Source organism: Opitutia bacterium (assembly GCA_016217545.1).
In the GTDB taxonomy this organism is placed as follows: domain Bacteria; phylum Verrucomicrobiota; class Verrucomicrobiia; order Opitutales; family Opitutaceae; genus Didemnitutus.
In genome coordinates this window covers 1-14,997 of the sequence record JACRHT010000011.1, presented here as the reverse complement: position 1 = coordinate 14,997, position 14,997 = coordinate 1, and the positions used below count along the sequence as shown (strand labels likewise).

Here is a 14,997-nt window from a genome sequence, read left to right as displayed (position 1 = left end):
ATTGGCGATGAGTGGGTAGCCGTCGTTGCGCCGGTCGCCGCGATGGAAGCGCACGTGGTCCCGAACAAAATCGACGCGGGGACTCGTGGCGGCGCGGAACTAGTTCTGGCTGTCTGAGACTAAGGGAGACTATCCTCCAACCATGACGACCTGCCTGACCAATCTGCCTGGCGCGGTGCGGATGTTCTTCTTTTTCCTCGCGGCGACGCTGTGCGTGCATGGCGCGACGCAGTCCGATGCGGGCGGCGCGGAGAAAATCGTTTCGCCGCGCCCGACGACGCTCGAAGTCGAAGGGCGGCGTTTGTCCGGTCGTTTGGTTGTCGCGCCCGAGATCCTCACGGCGGACACGTCGGCCGATCTGGTCTACACCATCACCGCCGAGCCGCGCTTCGGGCGCGTGGGACTGGCGGGCGAGGGCGACGACACGGACCTGTTCGCCAACAAGACTTCGCGCTTCGGCTATTTTGCCTACGAGGCGAACGAGGATTTCACGGGCGAGGATTCGTTCACCTACAACGTGCGCAACACGACGTCCGGGCTCGTCTACGAGAACCGCGTCGTCATCCAGGTGCGCCCGCCGCCGCCGGTGCAGCTCGAGCAATTCACAGTGAAGGGTTCGCGCGAACGCACGCTGACGGCCGCGGCCGTCGCGCTCACCACGCGGCCGAACACGCCGGTCACGCAGAAGATTCCGAGTCACCAGGATTTCATGCGCGAGGCCGACCGTGCCGCCGTCGCGAATCCGAAAGTCGTGTATGCGCTCGACGCGAAAATCCACGCGCAGCACGGCACGGCCAAGCTCGACGCCCGCACCGGGGAATTGAGCTACGCGCCGAATCCCGGTTTTGTTGGCGAGGATCGTTTCAATTACTACACGACCGATGAGAACAACCCCGAACTCGGCGTGGAGAACTCGGTGATCGTGACGGTGGAGCCGGTTCGCATCCCGAAGCACAAGGTTGCGGATCGCAGCCGCAGTCGCGAAGTCGACCTCATCTTCGTGATCAACAGCTCGCGCTCGATGGCGCCGCATCAGCAGCGCATCGCGGAAAATCTCCGCCGTTTCCGCCGGCTGTTCGACGAGAAGAAGCTCGATTACCGCATCGGCGTGCTCACGACGGATTTCGTCAACGAAGGAGAGCGCAAAGCCAAGCGCGTCGACTCCGTGCAGTTCGACGCGACGGGCCAGCTCGTCCTGGATCGCAAACAACAGCCCAAGCGGACGTCGAAGGATGTCGCCAGCAACGGCCAGCTCGTGACGCTGCCGGCGCTCTCGCAGCCGTGGGTGACGCCGCAGACGCCGGACGCGGTTTTCGCGGAGCTCGTGAAGGTCGGCACGAACGGCGACGATAATCGCACCGCATTCACCGCCGTGTATAACTTCGTGGCGGACTACCAGGCCGGCCGGCACACGCTGCTGCGCCCGGAAGCGACGACGATCGTGGTCTATTTCATGGATGAGGAGGAAACGCGCATGGCCACCTGGCAGCCGCAGCGCGACGGCACGCGCAAGGCCGAGTGGGTCGAGAACGGAAAACTCCCCGAGCTGATCCAGGCCTTCAACGCGAAGCATCCCGACCAGCGGCAGACGCTCGACAGCTACATCAATTACTGGGTCGTGCGTCCCTTCATCATCGTGAAGGGTAATCAGCGCGGGAAAATCGAGATGCACGCCGTCGTCTCGTCCACCAATCTCTCGCATCGCCGTGCCGCGGAGCTCACGGGCGGCACGGTGCTGAACATCGACAGCGATTTCTCGGCGCCGCTGGCCGCACTCGGCGACCGCATCGCGGACACCGTGGCGGTGGCGCTCGATCCGGTCGACCCAGGTGCGACGCTCGCGAGAAAGAGCCTGCGGGTGTTCGTCGATGGCGAGCCTGTGTCAGCCGATGCGCAGAACGGTTTCGTCTACGACGAACTCTCGCACAGCGTCCGCTTCAACGGCGCGGCGAAGAAGAAAGCGTTCGCGGCCAAGATCGAGATCGACTACGAGGAGCACAAGTGAGCCGGCGCGGCCGCGGGCGGCTCTCGCCTGGCAGAGGCGGTTGCCCGCGACCGCCCTTTGCGATTTTGCCGCGCGCGCACGATAGGGCGCTTGAGGGCAAGCGCCCCTACCAAGGGATCGGAGCGGGAATGCGCGGCAAGAGTGCGCGTTGATTCCCGCCGCGAAGCTCAGGCCTGGCGGCGACGGCGCACGACGGCGGTGGCGATCAAGCCTGCCGCGCCGGCGAGCGCCGCGTAAGTGGAGGGCTCGGGGACCGCGGACACGTCACGGACCGAAGCGGCGGCGAGCATGCCGTAGAATCCGGTGGTGGATTGATAGGCGATGGTGAGGCTCGTGCTGGTGGCGGTGAAGGTGCCGCTCACGTAGGTCGGAGCAGACGCCGTGTTCCCCATGTCGACGGTGTTGGCGCCGGAGGTGTATTTCGTGGGCCAATCCGTGTCCCATGCGGGCGTGAAGAGTTGCACGGTGTAGGAGTGGCCGACGACGAGATTGTCGATCGTGAGCGATCGCGCCGAGCCGTCGGCGGGCGTGAACACGGCGGAGTTGACGAGATGATCGTAGGTGGCGTCTCCGCTGGAGAATCCCCCGAAGTCCGACACGTTGCCGGCAGATGTCGCGGAGAAGTTCGTGGCGTTGGCGAGCGTGTAGAACGTCACGCCATTGACGACGAGGTTCGACGAATACGCCGTGAACGCGCCGAACTCCGTGCCGGTGTTCACGACGTCGCTGCTCCCGGTGATGAGCTGTGGCGTGCCCCAGGTGAGAACGTTCTGCGCCAGCGCGTTTCGCGGCGCGGCGAGCGCGAGAATCAACCCGAGTGCGGAGATGAAAACACGCCGTGAAAGGCGGAAGGAGGTGTCCATGTGGCCCGAAATTGAACGGGCCAAGTTGGCGGCAGCGCCGGTGAGATCGAACGCAAAAGAGCGTATGACAATATCGTTCGCCGCCGGCGGAAAAATCCGCGCCGCGCTCGCGCTACGGTCGCAACTCGAGGCGGTTCTCGACCGACACCACACCGCGCGCGGCGGCGGCGAGTTGACTGGCGCGGGCCTTGTCGGCCGCGGTCGGGACGGTGCCGAGGATGAGGACCATGCCGTTCTGGGACCTGACCTGCGGATCGGAGATGACGAGCCCGCTGGCGGATTCGAGCGTGCTGCGCACGATCGCGCCGATCGAGGCATCGTCGACGCGCACGCTTTTGGTCGGTGCGGCGGTGGAGAGGATCAGGGCGGTGGCGAGTGTTTCCTGGGGAGCGATTTCGTGCAGGCGCTGGGCGATGAGCGCGCGAGCGGCGTCGTCATGGACCTCGCCCACGAGCTGCCAGCGGCCGCCGGCGAAGGCGATCTCGGTGCGGCTGACGTCGATGCCCGCCTGCATGGTGAGAAGCGAACGCAGCCGGATGGCGCGCCAGCGCTCCGTTGCCCGGCGGTCCGGTGAATCGACGAACAAGCGGTTGTCGACCTGCTTCACGTCGGGGAGGGCGGTGACGAAATAGGTCAGCAGGTCGCGCTCGCGCTCGTCGGCGACTTGCCCGCGCATTTCCACGAGTCCGTAGCGCACGTAGAGCTGGACCATGCTGCGGTCGATCAACACTTCGCGGAAAACGATCGAGCGGTTGATGGCGTCCTCGATGCCGCGGTCCTCCAGAATGCCCGCGCAAAGGGGCGAAGGCGTCGCGAGCAACGCAAGGAGGGAGACAAAACCGGCGCGAAGAAAAATCATCGCGAGCATCCCATCATGCCCGCGCGACAATCACGATGAGCAATCCGCCGCGTGCGACCGCGAGGCGGCTGGGCCAACGAGTTGGACGGTTAATCGCGGCGCGCATCCGGACATAGAGGAGAATTCGCTTGCGGAATCCGCGAATGTGCCGAATCAGAGGGACGTTCGATGTCGGGTCAGATGCACGGTCGTGACTGTGATTTGAGTCAGGCAACGAGTTTCAGGTTTCTGCGTTAGCGACTTCTACGAGATAGCAGGTCAGGCAACGACAGGACGGGACAGCGAGAGGCCCAAAGAGATGCCGGCAGCGGCGTTGGGCGTGAGCGTGACTGGTTTCGGCCGTGCGATGGACAACACCGTAAACCCTCAACCGCGGCTTCGGCCGCACCCATACACCATGAACCTTTCCCATCTTCTCCAACAACGCGAAGCCCTGCTGCGTCAGGCGCGGCTCGCGAATCTCGCCTTCGCGTTCGCGCGCTTGAGCGACTACGCCGCGCGCATCGAGCGCGCCGGGCTGCACGGTCCGGTGACGCTCCACGCGGCTGAGCCGGAGGCGGACCGTTTCTGGCCGACCCTCGTGCCGCACCGGGGCAACCAGTCGGTGATCGACGAGCATTTCCTCGACGAGGACATCGACGAACTCGACGAAATCCTGCTCTTCCTCGAGGACGAGGGCGTGGAAGTGGATTTCACGTTCGACCTCGAGGACCTGCCGCACCGCTACCTGCCGGCGCTGCGCCGCGAATTGGAGAAAGCCGGCGTCGCCCTGCCGGCGGACGCGCCGCGACCGGAGGATTCGAATCGCGAGACGGCGTGAGGCGCGTCGCCGACCCGGGCCGAGAATCACGCGCCCGGGTTGGCGAGGCAGGAATCGGGGAAGGCGCTTTGATGACGGAGCCAAACGTCGAGGCACTCGCTGTTGGTGAGCGCCTCGTGCAGGGCGGAGCCGAAGTCGTAGGAACGGTCGTCGTAGCCGGCGGCCTCCACGGCTTCATCGACGCCCTGCATCACGGCGAACATCCGCGCGCGCAGGGCGGGAATGTAGACTTGGGTGATGTCGATGGCCGGGTCGGTGAGCGAGGCGGCGCAGACGGCGGCGTCGCTGGTGTGGTGCGCGCGACAGGGTTGCGGCCGACCCTCGTAGATGGTGCACGAGCCGTCATGCAGCAGCGCGCAGGGTTGGCGGCTGGCATCGCGCTCGCCGACGGCGAACCCGCTCACGCGCGCGCGGTGCACGGCGAGAGCGGCGATGAGAGGCTCGACGGCGCCGGCTCCCAAATGGGTGAGAATGTGATCGGCCGCGAACAACACTTCGTGCGCCTGCACGTCGACGGGCACACGGCAGCAGGAGTCGCAGCCCGAGCGGCACGCAATGGAGGCGCGGACGTCCGCGGGGCTCTCGTTCAAGGCGCGATCCAGTTCATCCATGCCCCAACGCAGGGCCGCCATCAGTTGGTGGGGTGAACGCAGGCGGCGCAGGCGCGGTGTGAGCCCCGCGACGGTGCCGTCGAACAGCTCGACGCGTGGGTCGACGGGAGAACGAGGGGGCATGTGACGCCTAGCGTCGCAGGCGCGCGGCGGATAGCGATGCAATTACCGGAGATCCCGCGGCTCGCGCGCGTGAAGCGTCGCTCCCCCGGCCGGCTCGTCGGGGTAGGCGAGACAGGAGTCGGGAAAGGCGTTTTGCCGGCGCATCCAATTCAAGAGGCAGAGGCTGTTGGTGAGAGCCTCGTGCAGCGCGGAGCCGTAGTCGTAGCAGCGTTCGTCGTAGCCGGCGGACTCGAGCGCTTCGTCGACGCCGAGCATGACCGCGAACATGCGGGCGCGCAGGGCGGGGATGTAGGCTTTCTCGATCTCGACACCCGCCTCGTCGTTGTAGGCGGCGCACAGAGTCGCGTCGCTGCTGTGGTGCGTGCGGCAGGCCTGCGGGCGGCCGGCGTAGATCGAGCACGCGCCGTCGCGCAGCAGCGCGCACGGCTGGCGGATGAGATCGCGATCGCCGGGAGCCAGCGCGGCGATGTTGGCGCGGTGCACGGCGAGGCGTTCCAAGAGCGCCGCGAGGGCATCGGCCGGGAAGTGGAGCTGGATGTGGTTCGCGGCGAAGAAGACCTCATGCGCCTGCACGTCGATGGGCACGTGGCAGCACGCATCGCAGCCGGAGTGACACGCGACCTTGGCCAGCACGCTGCGGCGGGTCTCGGCGTAAGTGCGTTCGAGTTCCGCCATGCCCCAGCCGAGCGCTTCCATCATCTGCTCCGGGTGCCGCACGCGCTCGAGACGCTTCCCCATCTGCGCAATGGCGTGGTCGAAGAGTTCGAAGCGCTGGTCAACGGAAGTGCGGGCGGGCATGTGCTGCTTTGAGGTGTCGCAGGCCCCGCGCGAAAAGCGATATCAATGGCAGGGAGCGTTCAGCGCTCAGCTGTCAGCGGTCAGCCAAAGCGCGTTGTAGATGACGTGCGAACCGGGAGGAAGCGGCGGCGACGGCGCTGGTGGCCGACGCGACGAGCAGAGCGAGGAAGAAGCCCGCGGGGCGGTCGTCAGGATCGCCGCTGAGGAAGATGATGATCACTCCTCCGGCAACGAAGCCGAGGAGGATCAGCGCGCAACGCTGGATGGTGCGCAGGGCGTCCACGGTCGCGGAAGAGAAAGCGCCGGAGCGCCTGACTTCGCCGAAGAGCCTAAACGCGCGGTGGAGCGCCACGAAGAACGGCAGCGAACCGACGTAGACATAGGCGAGGAACGGGTCGTGGAAGTAGATCTGAAACGTCGTCGCGTGCGCGTTGCGTCCTTCGAGATGCGGCTCGCCGAGCAGGAAGGCCAGCGTAGCGACGCCCCACAGCACGATGAATATCTGGGCGAGCAGGGCGGTGTGGCGTTTCATGCCGGGTGCTTTCATGGGAGCCGACGGTGGCTCAGGCGAGTGAAGCCCGCGTGAAGCGGCGATGTGTTTCAGATGAAAACTGCCGCGACTTGGGTCAGTCGTTGCAGAGACGGCGACAGACGCGGGGCGCGTGCCGAGGCGGTGTGAGTTTTGGCGCTCGCGTCAGAGTTTTAGTTTCTCGGCGAAGTGAGCTTCGGCGGCCGCCACGGCGGCGGCGAGCTGGGCTTTGACGCCCTTTTGCTCGTCGGTCGTGAATTCCTTGCGCGAGGGATAACCGAGTTCCTTCGGTGTCCGCCAGAGATAGCGCTCGTCGAAGAGGACCTTACCGGTCGCGCGGTCGAGCAGGCGGACGGAGAAGAAAATTTGGAACTGATAGCGTCCCCAGTTCAACGGCAGGTAGGAGCACATCCAGCCGGCGTCAGTATCCAGAATGTAGCGGGCGGAGGTGGTCGAAGCCGCCGGCGCGAAGCCGCGTTTCTCGGCATCGAGCGCAACGCCCTCGCTGCCGAGCGCCGTGACTTGGTGTTTGGTGCGCAACCGCTCGAGCAGGCGGGTGCGGAGCAGTTCGTTGGGGAAGACGACTCCGGCCGCGCGCAGTTCATCATTCACGGCCTTGTCGCCCATGCCCGCGGACAACGCGCCGCCGATGGCGCCGCCCAGAATGCCGAAAGTTGCGTCGCTGGTGGAGTAGACGAACAGATCCACGGCGGGCCGATCCGTGTTCGCGATCGAGGCGCCCGGTAGCGCTGACTCGATTTGGGGCGCGAGGCCGACGGGACTATAGGTCGCGCAGCCGGAAAGCAGAGCGAGGGTTATCGCAAGAACGAGGGCGGAGAGGATTCTGGGCATAGCGAGAATGGGATACGACAACGCGTGGGACACGGGCAAGCCGCGGAATACCGTTGGCGGGAGCAAGACGTCGTATCCGCGCGTCGCGGAGCGTGGTGCTGCTCGCGCTAGTTGAAAATCATGGCGCAACCGACCGATGCAGCGAACGGTGTGGAGCGCTCAGGCGCGGATGGCCCAGCGGAGTTTGGCGGAGCTGCTGCGGGGGTTGGCGCGCTGCTCCTCGGGACTGGCGCGCACGACGTCTTCGTTCGTGGAGGAATAGATGCCGTTGCGCACGCCGTCGCGGAAGGCGTGTTTCACGCGGCGGTCTTCGCCGGAATGAAACGTGAGGATCGCCACGCGGCCGCCGGGGTTCAGCGCGGCGGGCAGATGACGGAGCAGGTTGTCGAGCGCGCTGAATTCGTCGTTCACCGCGATGCGCAGTGCTTGGAAAACGCGGCGGATGCAGCTGGTGACTACCTCCGGGTCGCGTGCGAGGTGGTGTGCGGCGAGGATTTCGCGGAGGGCGTCGGCGAGTTGCTGCGTGCGCGTGAACGGCGTCAGGGCGCGGCGCGTCGTGAGTTCGCGCGCGAGGACCGCCGCATGGGGTTCGTCGGCGTATTCCGTGAGCGCTTCGGTGAGATCGGCGGCGGAGACGCGCGCGAGCCATTCGGCGGCGCTCGGAGCACGTTGTGGGTTGAGGCGGAGGTCGAGCGGGCCGTCGGCCTTGAAGGTGAAACCGCGCGACGGGTCGTCGATCTGCATCGAGGAGACGCCGAGGTCGGCGAGGATCGCGTCGACGCCGGCGAGGCCGAGTTGCGCGAGCACCTTGGGCAGGCCCGCGAAATTGCTGCGGATGGGCGTGAAGACATCCTCGCCCCAACCGGCGGCGCGGAGGCGGGCGATGGTCTTGGGTTGCTCGATGGGATCGACGTCGAGGCCGATCAAGCGGCCGCGCGTCGCGGCGGCGGGCGGCGCGAGACGCGCCAGCATTTCCTGCGTGTGGCCGCCGTAGCCGAGCGTGCAGTCCACCGCGATCTCGCCGGGCTGGAGCGCGAGCACGGAAAGAATTTCGGCCACCATGATCGGACGATGCATGCCGGCGGGCGTCTTGCCGGAGGCGAGGACCTTGGCCACGTCGGCGGCATAGCGCGTCGGGTTGTGCTCCTTGTATTTATCCTCGAAGCGGCGCGGGTTCTTACCGGAGTAACGTGGACGGCGGCGGTGCGGCGCGGGAGCGGCGGACTCGGCGGAAGCGGGGGATTCGGGAGGGAGGTCGGACATTGATCGCGACCGATTGAGCACAGGTAAGGGTATGCGGTCGACTCTGCGTTCGGACTGGTTCCAGCAGACTCCGCCGGCGGACCTCATCCGCCGAACCGAACGCCGCGCTCCAGGGAGAATATTTTCGTGGCATGGCCCTTCTGGCCGGGTGGCTGCGCATTGCTGCCCAGCCCCTGAGGTCGACGACCGATCTCTCTTCACGCCCCCCAGCGATCCATTCCACGCACCCCGCTGCTCCGGGCCTTCGAGCAGGCGAGCCGTTCCCGGCACTCCGCGGCGTCCGATACCGCCACGCGGTCACGAGACCGACCCTTTCCCTCAGCCAACTGTCCTCCCGAAACCGTTACCCCCAACCCCCACCGTCATGTCTCAAACCTACAAAGGCAGCTTCGTCGTCGTTAACCAAACGAACAGCAACCTCGCCAACGTCTCCGTGCAGTTCTCCTCCAAGGTCAGCGTCGCCATCTCCAGCGCCGCGACCCTCAGCAAAGACACCGGCGACACCATCTACGGGCTCCCGCCGGTGCCGTTCGAAGGCACCACCGACAACACCGACAATTGGAAGCTGAGCTTCATTACCCTCGGAGCCGACGGCCAGCCCGCGGGTCTCTTCCTCGGCAACGTGAACTGCGATTTCGTGGCCGAAAACGACGGAGGCCTCGTGCGCGTCGAACTCTATCAATCGAGCTACGACATCATCATGCCGGTGAAAGGCAGCAAGCAGGGCGTGAAATACGAAGGCGCCCCGAGCTGACACCCGGCTGGCGGAGTCACAGCGTCGCGGGAGCGGACAGCCGGCTCGCCCGGACGTCGCCTGTCAGCGCGTCGCGACAAGCGTAGCTGACGCGCTCCGCAAGAAGGCCGCTGCCACCGATGCGGGTTGGAGCGGCATGGCCGGAGATTCGTCGCCGCACGCGAACGCTCGCGCCGCTCCCGATGCGAGCCGTGGCTCCCGCAGTGTCCCCCGTTTTCGAGCAACCAGCGCGCTCGAAGCCGGGGCTTGTCCGGTGCGCGTTCCTTCGTTCGTTAGAGAAGAGAACAACGGCAGTTGCTGCCGCCACTCCTGCCGTAACCCCCCCAACGATATCCTCATGTCCAAACTACGCGTGCATTGCTTCAGCGTGTCGATCGACGGCTTCGGCGCGGGGCCGAATCAGAGTCTCGAGCAACCGCTCGGGATCGGCGGGGAGAATTTGCATCGGTGGTTCTTCCCCACGCGGGTCTTTCAGCAGATGGTGGGCGGCGGGGAAGGCGCCGCCGGCGTGGACAACGATTTCGCGGAGCGGGGATTCGCCGGGATCGGCGCGTGGATTCTGGGACGGAACATGTTCGCGCCCTCACGCGGCGCGTGGACGGACGATCAATGGAGAGGCTGGTGGGGCGACAATCCGCCGTATCATGTCCCGGTTTTCGTCCTGACACACCACGCGCGTCCGCCGCTCGCGATGGCGGGCGGCACGACCTTTCATTTTGTCACGGGCGGAATCCACGACGCTCTGACGCGCGCGCGGGAAGCCGCGGGCGGGTTGGATGTGCGGGTCGGCGGCGGCGTCGCGACGGTGCGGCAATACCTTCAAGCCGGTTTGATCGACGAGCTGCACCTGGCGATCTCGCCGGTCGTGCTCGGCGGCGGCGAAAGCCTTTGGGCGGGCCTTGATCTGGTGCAACTCGGCTACAAGGTCACCCAGCATGTGACGACTTCCGCGGTCACCCACATCATCCTGACGCGGTGAGCGGAAAACGCGACCCCGTTGACGACTCCACCTGAATTCCACGCCATGAACACTCCTCAAGCGGCAGTTCGACAATTTTACGCGGCCCTCAATCGCGGCGATGTGCCGGGCGTCATGGGGCATTTCGGTCCCGAGATCGTGCGCGTCGAGTTCGAGGGGACTCCGACTGGCGGCACTTATCGTGGCTTGGCGGAGGTGCAGACGCACGTCGCGAAAGGGCGGGGGACCTGGGCGGAGGGTGCGTGCGAGCCGGAGGAATTGTTCGAGCACGGGGACAAGGTGGTCGCCTACGTCCACGTCCGCGTGCGCCTGAAGGACTCCGGGCAATGGGTGGAGGGGCGAATCGCGGACGGTTTCGCGTTTCGCGGCGGCAAGATGGTGGAGTTTCACTCGTTCGCGGAGCGTGGAGACGCCTTGAAATGGGCGGGCTTTCCGCGTTGAGCCTGGTGCTGCGGGTGGGCGGGTGAAATTGGCGTCGGGGATCGTCTCTGCGTCCTCTGTGCCGGAATGGACCGGAGGATCGGAGGGGTAAACGCGGAGGCCACGGAGGACACAGTGAATCCGGATCGTGCCAGGGTGGCGGTTGTGGGAGGGCCGCGGGACGCGTTGGCGTCTTGCGAAGTCGCACGGCGGGCCGGCGAAAATAGGGGAGACCCCTTGGCGGGTCGAAAAGCAGGTCGCCCTGCGGCGACGGAAGCTGGCAGGGCCGAGAAAGTCAGTCTCGCGGATGAAAAACTCAGTCTACGAGATTCGGAGGCCGAAGATGAAAATAGAAAAGCCAATCCCGGAAGTCGCAAAGCCGGTCGCGCATTTACAATAGTGAGTATTCGCGCTTCGCGGGCTGAATATTGAACTGTCGCGGCGAGCCGAGACAACCGGGGAATTGTCCTGATTGTTGAATGGCGCCGTCTCGGGTAATATCACCGGCGCGCAAAGGGCCCTCGGCGCACAGGAGTGGGGCCCTACAGGCTCCTGTTGAACCCCCAGATAGGAAAAACATGAGCGCAAACAGAGTGCGCATCGACCTCCCGACCAATGCGGAGGACAGGATCAACCTGGCGAAAGCCATCGCGGGGAAGCATGCCGAACTCGGCAATGCTTCGCCGCTCGGACAGTTGAAGTGGGACAAGATCACACCGGCCGTCACGGCGGCGGAGACGGCGCATCGCGAGTCGAAGCGCCTGCAGGCGCAGGCGGAAGCGGCCACGCAGACGCGCGACGCGGCGCTGGAGACGATCGTGACGTTCTTGCGGGCGTCGCGGGATGTTCTGAGCGGCGTGCACGCCGACGAGATGCGGAAGCTGGGCGACTACGGTTTCACCGTGAGCGCCACGGCGAGCCGCGCGGCGAAGGAAACGCCGGAAGAGCCGGCCAAAGCGACCGGCTGAACCACCAACCCACAGGTGAAGCATGTCCGACAAGAAATATCCCTGCTACGTGATGAAGAAAGACGCGGGAGGAAAGTGGTATTGGATTTACTACGCGTCGAACTACGAGCCGCTCGCCCGCAGCAGTGAAAGCTACGGGACGAAGGCCGACTGTGAGCATTCGATCGCCCTTGTGAAGAACTCCGGCACTGCGCCGGTGTATTCGGAGTAGCGGTCGAAATCCACGAACCCGCGCGAACGGTCGTGCGGGTTCGTTTCCGGGGTGGCTAGGGGGATTCGGGCTGAGTCGCTGCCGCGCTCCGGGCGGCATAGCGAGCTTCGGCTTTGGTCCGCGCGACATCGAAGACGTTGCGACCGAACCGTTGTTCGAGATCGCGACTCATCACCGCGTTGTAGGCGTCGGTGTAGCGCACCAAGTTGTCGTCCACCATGCAGCCGGCGACCGTCCGCAAGGTGACGCCGTAGTCTTCTTCGAGAACCGCCCGGTATTCCCCAATGGAAGCGACGGGCAGGCCGTAGGTGAGAAGGATGTGGTTGCCGCGGCGGAGCGCTTCCTCGGCGTCGCGTGCACCGTCGCTGTGCTCGCCGGGCCACCACGGGGTAGGTCGGGGGATTCTGCAGACGATCGCTGCGTCGTTCGTGCTGTTCCAATAGGCGTAGTAGCCAGCGAAAGCCGTGAGGCAGAGCAGTGGAGCGAAAAAATAGAGGCGGCGCATGTCCTCTACGACGGATCAGCCGGCGCCTTCTTAGCGGATTTCGCGTTCGAGCTTCTTCAAGCGGCGACTGGTGGTCCTAACGCGCGCGAAGCCGGCGGCCAAGATACCGAGGCCGGCGGCGACGAACTTCCATTGAGACGTGGGTGCGGCGACTACACGGCTTTCCACCAATATCGCGATGCCACACAGCGCCAATCCGGTGACCACCCTCAGGCGTCCGACATTGCGCTCGCCGCGGGCGTTGATGACCGCCCTCATGTGGTCCGAGACCTTGCGTCCCGCGATGTGGCATTGGTTGCAGACTTCCGGGAGGGTAACGAACTCACCCAAACTGAATTTCGCCTCGCAGCACTGACAGTGCCGATACATTGAGAGACTCGGTTTGTGACGGCGGCGTCAGTCAAGGGTCAAACCATGCCCCGTCTGCTCGTCTACCCTACCTTAAGATGGGCGACCTGACTTTGGATCTTCGGAGATTCCGAAATTATGCCAAAAGGATGATGCAAGTTCGCGCCATCCGGTCATAACGCGGAGAACGCTTTGAGTTTCCTTTTCACGGAGAACAATGCCGTGTTGCTCGAATGTGAATTCTACTTCCAAGGAGTTTGTTAGAATGCGTTTTAGCATTCTAGCGCATTCCTGTGGGGAACGAACCACGATCACGCCACGCGCAACACCGTCGTAGAGCCCTACCTGCAATCCGAGAGGATGGAATTCGCGAAACGTTTGAGCGCGCTTCTCGAGTTTCCGTTTTCTCTCGAGATCGTTGTTTTCGGTCGGGACGAAGACGATGACTGGTTTCCCTTGGCAAAGCGTAGCGGCTAGCTCCGAGTCTTTACCGAAAGTGTCACCATCCTGTGCGCAATAGATAGTTACTTTGGCGCATCGCACCAAAAGGCACTCGATGATGCCCTTATCGATTCTGCTGTCGCAGTAGCAAAGTGTAGGATCAAAATAGCGAAGGTTTAGCGGACGAATGTCGTGATCTGAAAAAGTTGCATCGACAAAAGAATACATTTCTAAATACTCCTTGTCGTCGCGCATAGAGGTCGCAACATAAACGTCAATCATCTCTACGTTACGAAGATAGTGCATCTGGTTTCTCTTGGCGGTCTCCTTGAGCAGTTCGACCTTTTTGATCGTTTCATCGACTTCCTTTCTGAGGCGTGCTAGTTCGGCTTTGTTTTTTTCCAGCGAGACCGATTCGAATAACTCTAGATCGTGCAGCTCTTTCATCCCGCCCATGAGTTGTTCACGCTCTTTGTCAGCAAGCTTCTTCAGTATTCGCGATGTGACTTCCGATGCGTTTAGAGCGGCGTATTCCTGGGCGTTCTGCTCTAATTCATGTATCACCTTATCAGCGATACTAAGTAACTTTCTTTGCTGATAGGGGCGTTCGCCAGAAACATATCCTAAGTATCCGCGATCGCTGGGAGGAATGTCTTCAATGACCGCCCATTCTAGGCGATCCCGAAATTCCGCTACGTTAAATTGATGCGATGCGATGAATCCGGCGATGTCGTCTGATTCATTTAGTATCAAATACCCTCTGCGGATGTCGCCGAAATGCCACAGGCAATCTTTTGCGAGACGCAGCAAGCTCGCTTTGAGCGATTCTGCGTCTTCGATTTTATCTCCAAAATAGTGCCTAAAAAAAGCCGCTCGCGTTGGCGGCAAGTGAAAGGAACTCAGGATGATGTTGAATCGCTCCCGATCGACTACTTTGTCTTTCGAGCGAAAGATCAGTTTAAGTGTTTCTTTTAGGTCAGCAGGGAAGGCGTGTGGCTTCAGAATAGGCAACGTTTGCCGGATTGTCTGCTCGAATACCTCGGGGCTGAGTGGTGTTTTCATGGGGCTTAAAATCGATCACGGCGACTTTCGGTCACCTTCGGCCCACAGACAGCAGACTATTATTTTGGCCGTTATGCGAGGTTCTATTTTTAAGCGATGATCTCGAGAAGCCGCCTTCTCCTTCGCCTTATTCTCAAGGTGCGTGCGTCGGGGGCGCGTAGAAAATCACATGAAAAGACACCCCGCAGGGTGCATTTGATACTCAAGCAGCGACTCGGAATCACTGGCACGCTTGGCACATGTCGCCATTGCGCTTGGCCTTGATGAAGTAGGCGTTCCCTGCCTTCGCCCAGTCGGGTCTGTGGACTCTTGCTGCGCTAGGAATGGTGACCCTCACGAAAGCCAAAAACAAAAGGCACCCCGTAGGGTGCCTTCGAATAGGAAGGGGACAAGGGCGGTTGAGGGCAACCGCCTCTACCTTTACTGGCAAGCCTCGCACTTGCCGCTGACCTGCTCCCCTCCCGCTGAAGTGGTTTGAGTGAGAAATCCGGGTGTAATACCAAACCGACACCCGACATGAAGAAGCACCACACCGAGGAGCAGATCCTCGGGATCTTGAAGGAAGCGGAGCTGGGCAAACCGTTGC

Annotated in this window: 17 protein-coding genes; 7 read left to right on the top strand and 10 right to left on the bottom strand. The window is 63.4% G+C overall.

From position 1 onward, the window contains the following. Window positions 1-142: 142 nt before the first annotated feature. On the top strand, window positions 143-2,005 hold the full coding sequence (locus tag HZA32_05795) for an Ig-like domain-containing protein (protein ID MBI5423580.1): 1,863 nt from the start codon (window positions 143-145) through the stop codon (window positions 2,003-2,005). Between the two features lie 167 nt (window positions 2,006-2,172). On the opposite strand, the gene HZA32_05790 is transcribed toward HZA32_05795, so the two are convergent. Then, window positions 2,173-2,868, bottom strand: a complete 696-nt coding sequence (locus tag HZA32_05790) for a PEP-CTERM sorting domain-containing protein (GenBank protein ID MBI5423579.1) — start codon at window positions 2,866-2,868, stop codon at window positions 2,173-2,175. 112 nt (window positions 2,869-2,980) lie between these two features. Beyond that, window positions 2,981-3,727 carry a BON domain-containing protein gene (locus HZA32_05785; protein MBI5423578.1) on the bottom strand — a complete coding sequence of 249 codons (747 nt, stop codon included), beginning with the start codon at window positions 3,725-3,727 and terminating at the stop codon, window positions 2,981-2,983. Window positions 3,728-4,124: 397 nt separating this feature from the next. Here HZA32_05785 and HZA32_05780 point away from each other — a divergent pair, with 397 nt between their 5' ends. Then, on the top strand, window positions 4,125-4,547 hold the full coding sequence (locus HZA32_05780) for a hypothetical protein (GenBank protein ID MBI5423577.1): 423 nt from the start codon (window positions 4,125-4,127) through the stop codon (window positions 4,545-4,547). Window positions 4,548-4,573: 26 nt separating this feature from the next. Here the strand turns inward: HZA32_05780 and HZA32_05775 are convergent, their stop codons facing one another. The 5 genes from HZA32_05775 to rsmH all read right to left on the bottom strand — a co-directional run bounded on the left by HZA32_05775 (window position 4,574) and on the right by rsmH (window position 8,723). Further along, a complete protein-coding gene (locus HZA32_05775; protein ID MBI5423576.1) occupies window positions 4,574-5,281 on the bottom strand; it encodes a YkgJ family cysteine cluster protein in 708 nt (235 codons plus the stop codon). Between the two features lie 42 nt (window positions 5,282-5,323). Continuing rightward, window positions 5,324-6,079 carry a YkgJ family cysteine cluster protein gene (locus tag HZA32_05770; protein MBI5423575.1) on the bottom strand — a complete coding sequence of 252 codons (756 nt, stop codon included), beginning with the start codon at window positions 6,077-6,079 and terminating at the stop codon, window positions 5,324-5,326. Window positions 6,080-6,152: 73 nt separating this feature from the next. After that, window positions 6,153-6,611, bottom strand: coding sequence for a DUF2975 domain-containing protein (locus tag HZA32_05765; GenBank protein MBI5423574.1), 459 nt, complete (start codon window positions 6,609-6,611; stop codon window positions 6,153-6,155). A gap of 162 nt (window positions 6,612-6,773) precedes the next feature. After that, entirely contained in the window at window positions 6,774-7,460 is a 687-nt protein-coding gene (locus HZA32_05760) for a hypothetical protein (GenBank protein MBI5423573.1), read from the bottom strand. A 159-nt stretch (window positions 7,461-7,619) separates the two neighbouring features. Next, on the bottom strand, window positions 7,620-8,723 hold the full coding sequence (gene rsmH / locus HZA32_05755; GenBank protein MBI5423572.1) for a 16S rRNA (cytosine(1402)-N(4))-methyltransferase RsmH: 1,104 nt from the start codon (window positions 8,721-8,723) through the stop codon (window positions 7,620-7,622). Between the two features lie 364 nt (window positions 8,724-9,087). Here rsmH and HZA32_05750 point away from each other — a divergent pair, with 364 nt between their 5' ends. The 5 genes from HZA32_05750 to HZA32_05730 all read left to right on the top strand — a co-directional run bounded on the left by HZA32_05750 (window position 9,088) and on the right by HZA32_05730 (window position 12,055). Then, window positions 9,088-9,477 (top strand): hypothetical protein, encoded by a 390-nt coding sequence (locus HZA32_05750; protein MBI5423571.1) that lies wholly within the window; start codon window positions 9,088-9,090, stop codon window positions 9,475-9,477. 337 nt (window positions 9,478-9,814) lie between these two features. After that, window positions 9,815-10,456 (top strand): dihydrofolate reductase, encoded by a 642-nt coding sequence (locus tag HZA32_05745; GenBank protein MBI5423570.1) that lies wholly within the window; start codon window positions 9,815-9,817, stop codon window positions 10,454-10,456. A 45-nt stretch (window positions 10,457-10,501) separates the two neighbouring features. Continuing rightward, entirely contained in the window at window positions 10,502-10,897 is a 396-nt protein-coding gene (locus tag HZA32_05740) for a nuclear transport factor 2 family protein (protein MBI5423569.1), read from the top strand. Between the two features lie 557 nt (window positions 10,898-11,454). Next, window positions 11,455-11,844: a hypothetical protein gene (locus HZA32_05735; GenBank protein ID MBI5423568.1), complete on the top strand. Its 390-nt coding sequence runs from the start codon at window positions 11,455-11,457 to the stop codon at window positions 11,842-11,844. Between the two features lie 52 nt (window positions 11,845-11,896). After that, complete coding sequence (locus tag HZA32_05730; GenBank protein MBI5423567.1) at window positions 11,897-12,055, top strand: YegP family protein; 159 nt, start codon at window positions 11,897-11,899, stop codon at window positions 12,053-12,055. A 55-nt stretch (window positions 12,056-12,110) separates the two neighbouring features. On the opposite strand, the gene HZA32_05725 is transcribed toward HZA32_05730, so the two are convergent. From HZA32_05725 to HZA32_05715, 3 genes are all read right to left on the bottom strand, one after another. Further along, complete coding sequence (locus HZA32_05725) at window positions 12,111-12,560, bottom strand: hypothetical protein (GenBank protein MBI5423566.1); 450 nt, start codon at window positions 12,558-12,560, stop codon at window positions 12,111-12,113. Between the two features lie 30 nt (window positions 12,561-12,590). Then, window positions 12,591-12,818, bottom strand: coding sequence for a hypothetical protein (locus tag HZA32_05720; protein ID MBI5423565.1), 228 nt, complete (start codon window positions 12,816-12,818; stop codon window positions 12,591-12,593). Between the two features lie 183 nt (window positions 12,819-13,001). Then, the gene (locus tag HZA32_05715; protein ID MBI5423564.1) at window positions 13,002-14,411 is read right to left on the bottom strand and encodes a hypothetical protein; all 1,410 of its coding nucleotides are present in this window, start codon (window positions 14,409-14,411) and stop codon (window positions 13,002-13,004) included. Window positions 14,412-14,997: the final 586 nt, after the last annotated feature.

Bases quoted from the DNA above. Each gene is read 5' to 3' on its own strand.
- HZA32_05795 (MBI5423580.1), top strand. From the start codon at position 143: ATGACGACCTGCCTGACCAATCTGCCTGGCGCGGTGCGGATGTTCTTC.
- HZA32_05790 (MBI5423579.1), bottom strand. From the start codon at position 2,868: ATGGACACCTCCTTCCGCCTTTCACGGCGTGTTTTCATCTCCGCACTC.
- HZA32_05785 (MBI5423578.1), bottom strand. From the start codon at position 3,727: ATGATTTTTCTTCGCGCCGGTTTTGTCTCCCTCCTTGCGTTGCTCGCG.
- HZA32_05780 (MBI5423577.1), top strand. From the start codon at position 4,125: ATGAACCTTTCCCATCTTCTCCAACAACGCGAAGCCCTGCTGCGTCAG.
- HZA32_05775 (MBI5423576.1), bottom strand. From the start codon at position 5,281: ATGCCCCCTCGTTCTCCCGTCGACCCACGCGTCGAGCTGTTCGACGGC.
- HZA32_05770 (MBI5423575.1), bottom strand. From the start codon at position 6,079: ATGCCCGCCCGCACTTCCGTTGACCAGCGCTTCGAACTCTTCGACCAC.
- HZA32_05765 (MBI5423574.1), bottom strand. From the start codon at position 6,611: ATGAAACGCCACACCGCCCTGCTCGCCCAGATATTCATCGTGCTGTGG.
- HZA32_05760 (MBI5423573.1), bottom strand. From the start codon at position 7,460: ATGCCCAGAATCCTCTCCGCCCTCGTTCTTGCGATAACCCTCGCTCTG.
- rsmH (MBI5423572.1), bottom strand. From the start codon at position 8,723: ATGTCCGACCTCCCTCCCGAATCCCCCGCTTCCGCCGAGTCCGCCGCT.
- HZA32_05750 (MBI5423571.1), top strand. From the start codon at position 9,088: ATGTCTCAAACCTACAAAGGCAGCTTCGTCGTCGTTAACCAAACGAAC.
- HZA32_05745 (MBI5423570.1), top strand. From the start codon at position 9,815: ATGTCCAAACTACGCGTGCATTGCTTCAGCGTGTCGATCGACGGCTTC.
- HZA32_05740 (MBI5423569.1), top strand. From the start codon at position 10,502: ATGAACACTCCTCAAGCGGCAGTTCGACAATTTTACGCGGCCCTCAAT.
- HZA32_05735 (MBI5423568.1), top strand. From the start codon at position 11,455: ATGAGCGCAAACAGAGTGCGCATCGACCTCCCGACCAATGCGGAGGAC.
- HZA32_05730 (MBI5423567.1), top strand. From the start codon at position 11,897: ATGAAGAAAGACGCGGGAGGAAAGTGGTATTGGATTTACTACGCGTCG.
- HZA32_05725 (MBI5423566.1), bottom strand. From the start codon at position 12,560: ATGCGCCGCCTCTATTTTTTCGCTCCACTGCTCTGCCTCACGGCTTTC.
- HZA32_05720 (MBI5423565.1), bottom strand. From the start codon at position 12,818: ATGAGGGCGGTCATCAACGCCCGCGGCGAGCGCAATGTCGGACGCCTG.
- HZA32_05715 (MBI5423564.1), bottom strand. From the start codon at position 14,411: ATGAAAACACCACTCAGCCCCGAGGTATTCGAGCAGACAATCCGGCAA.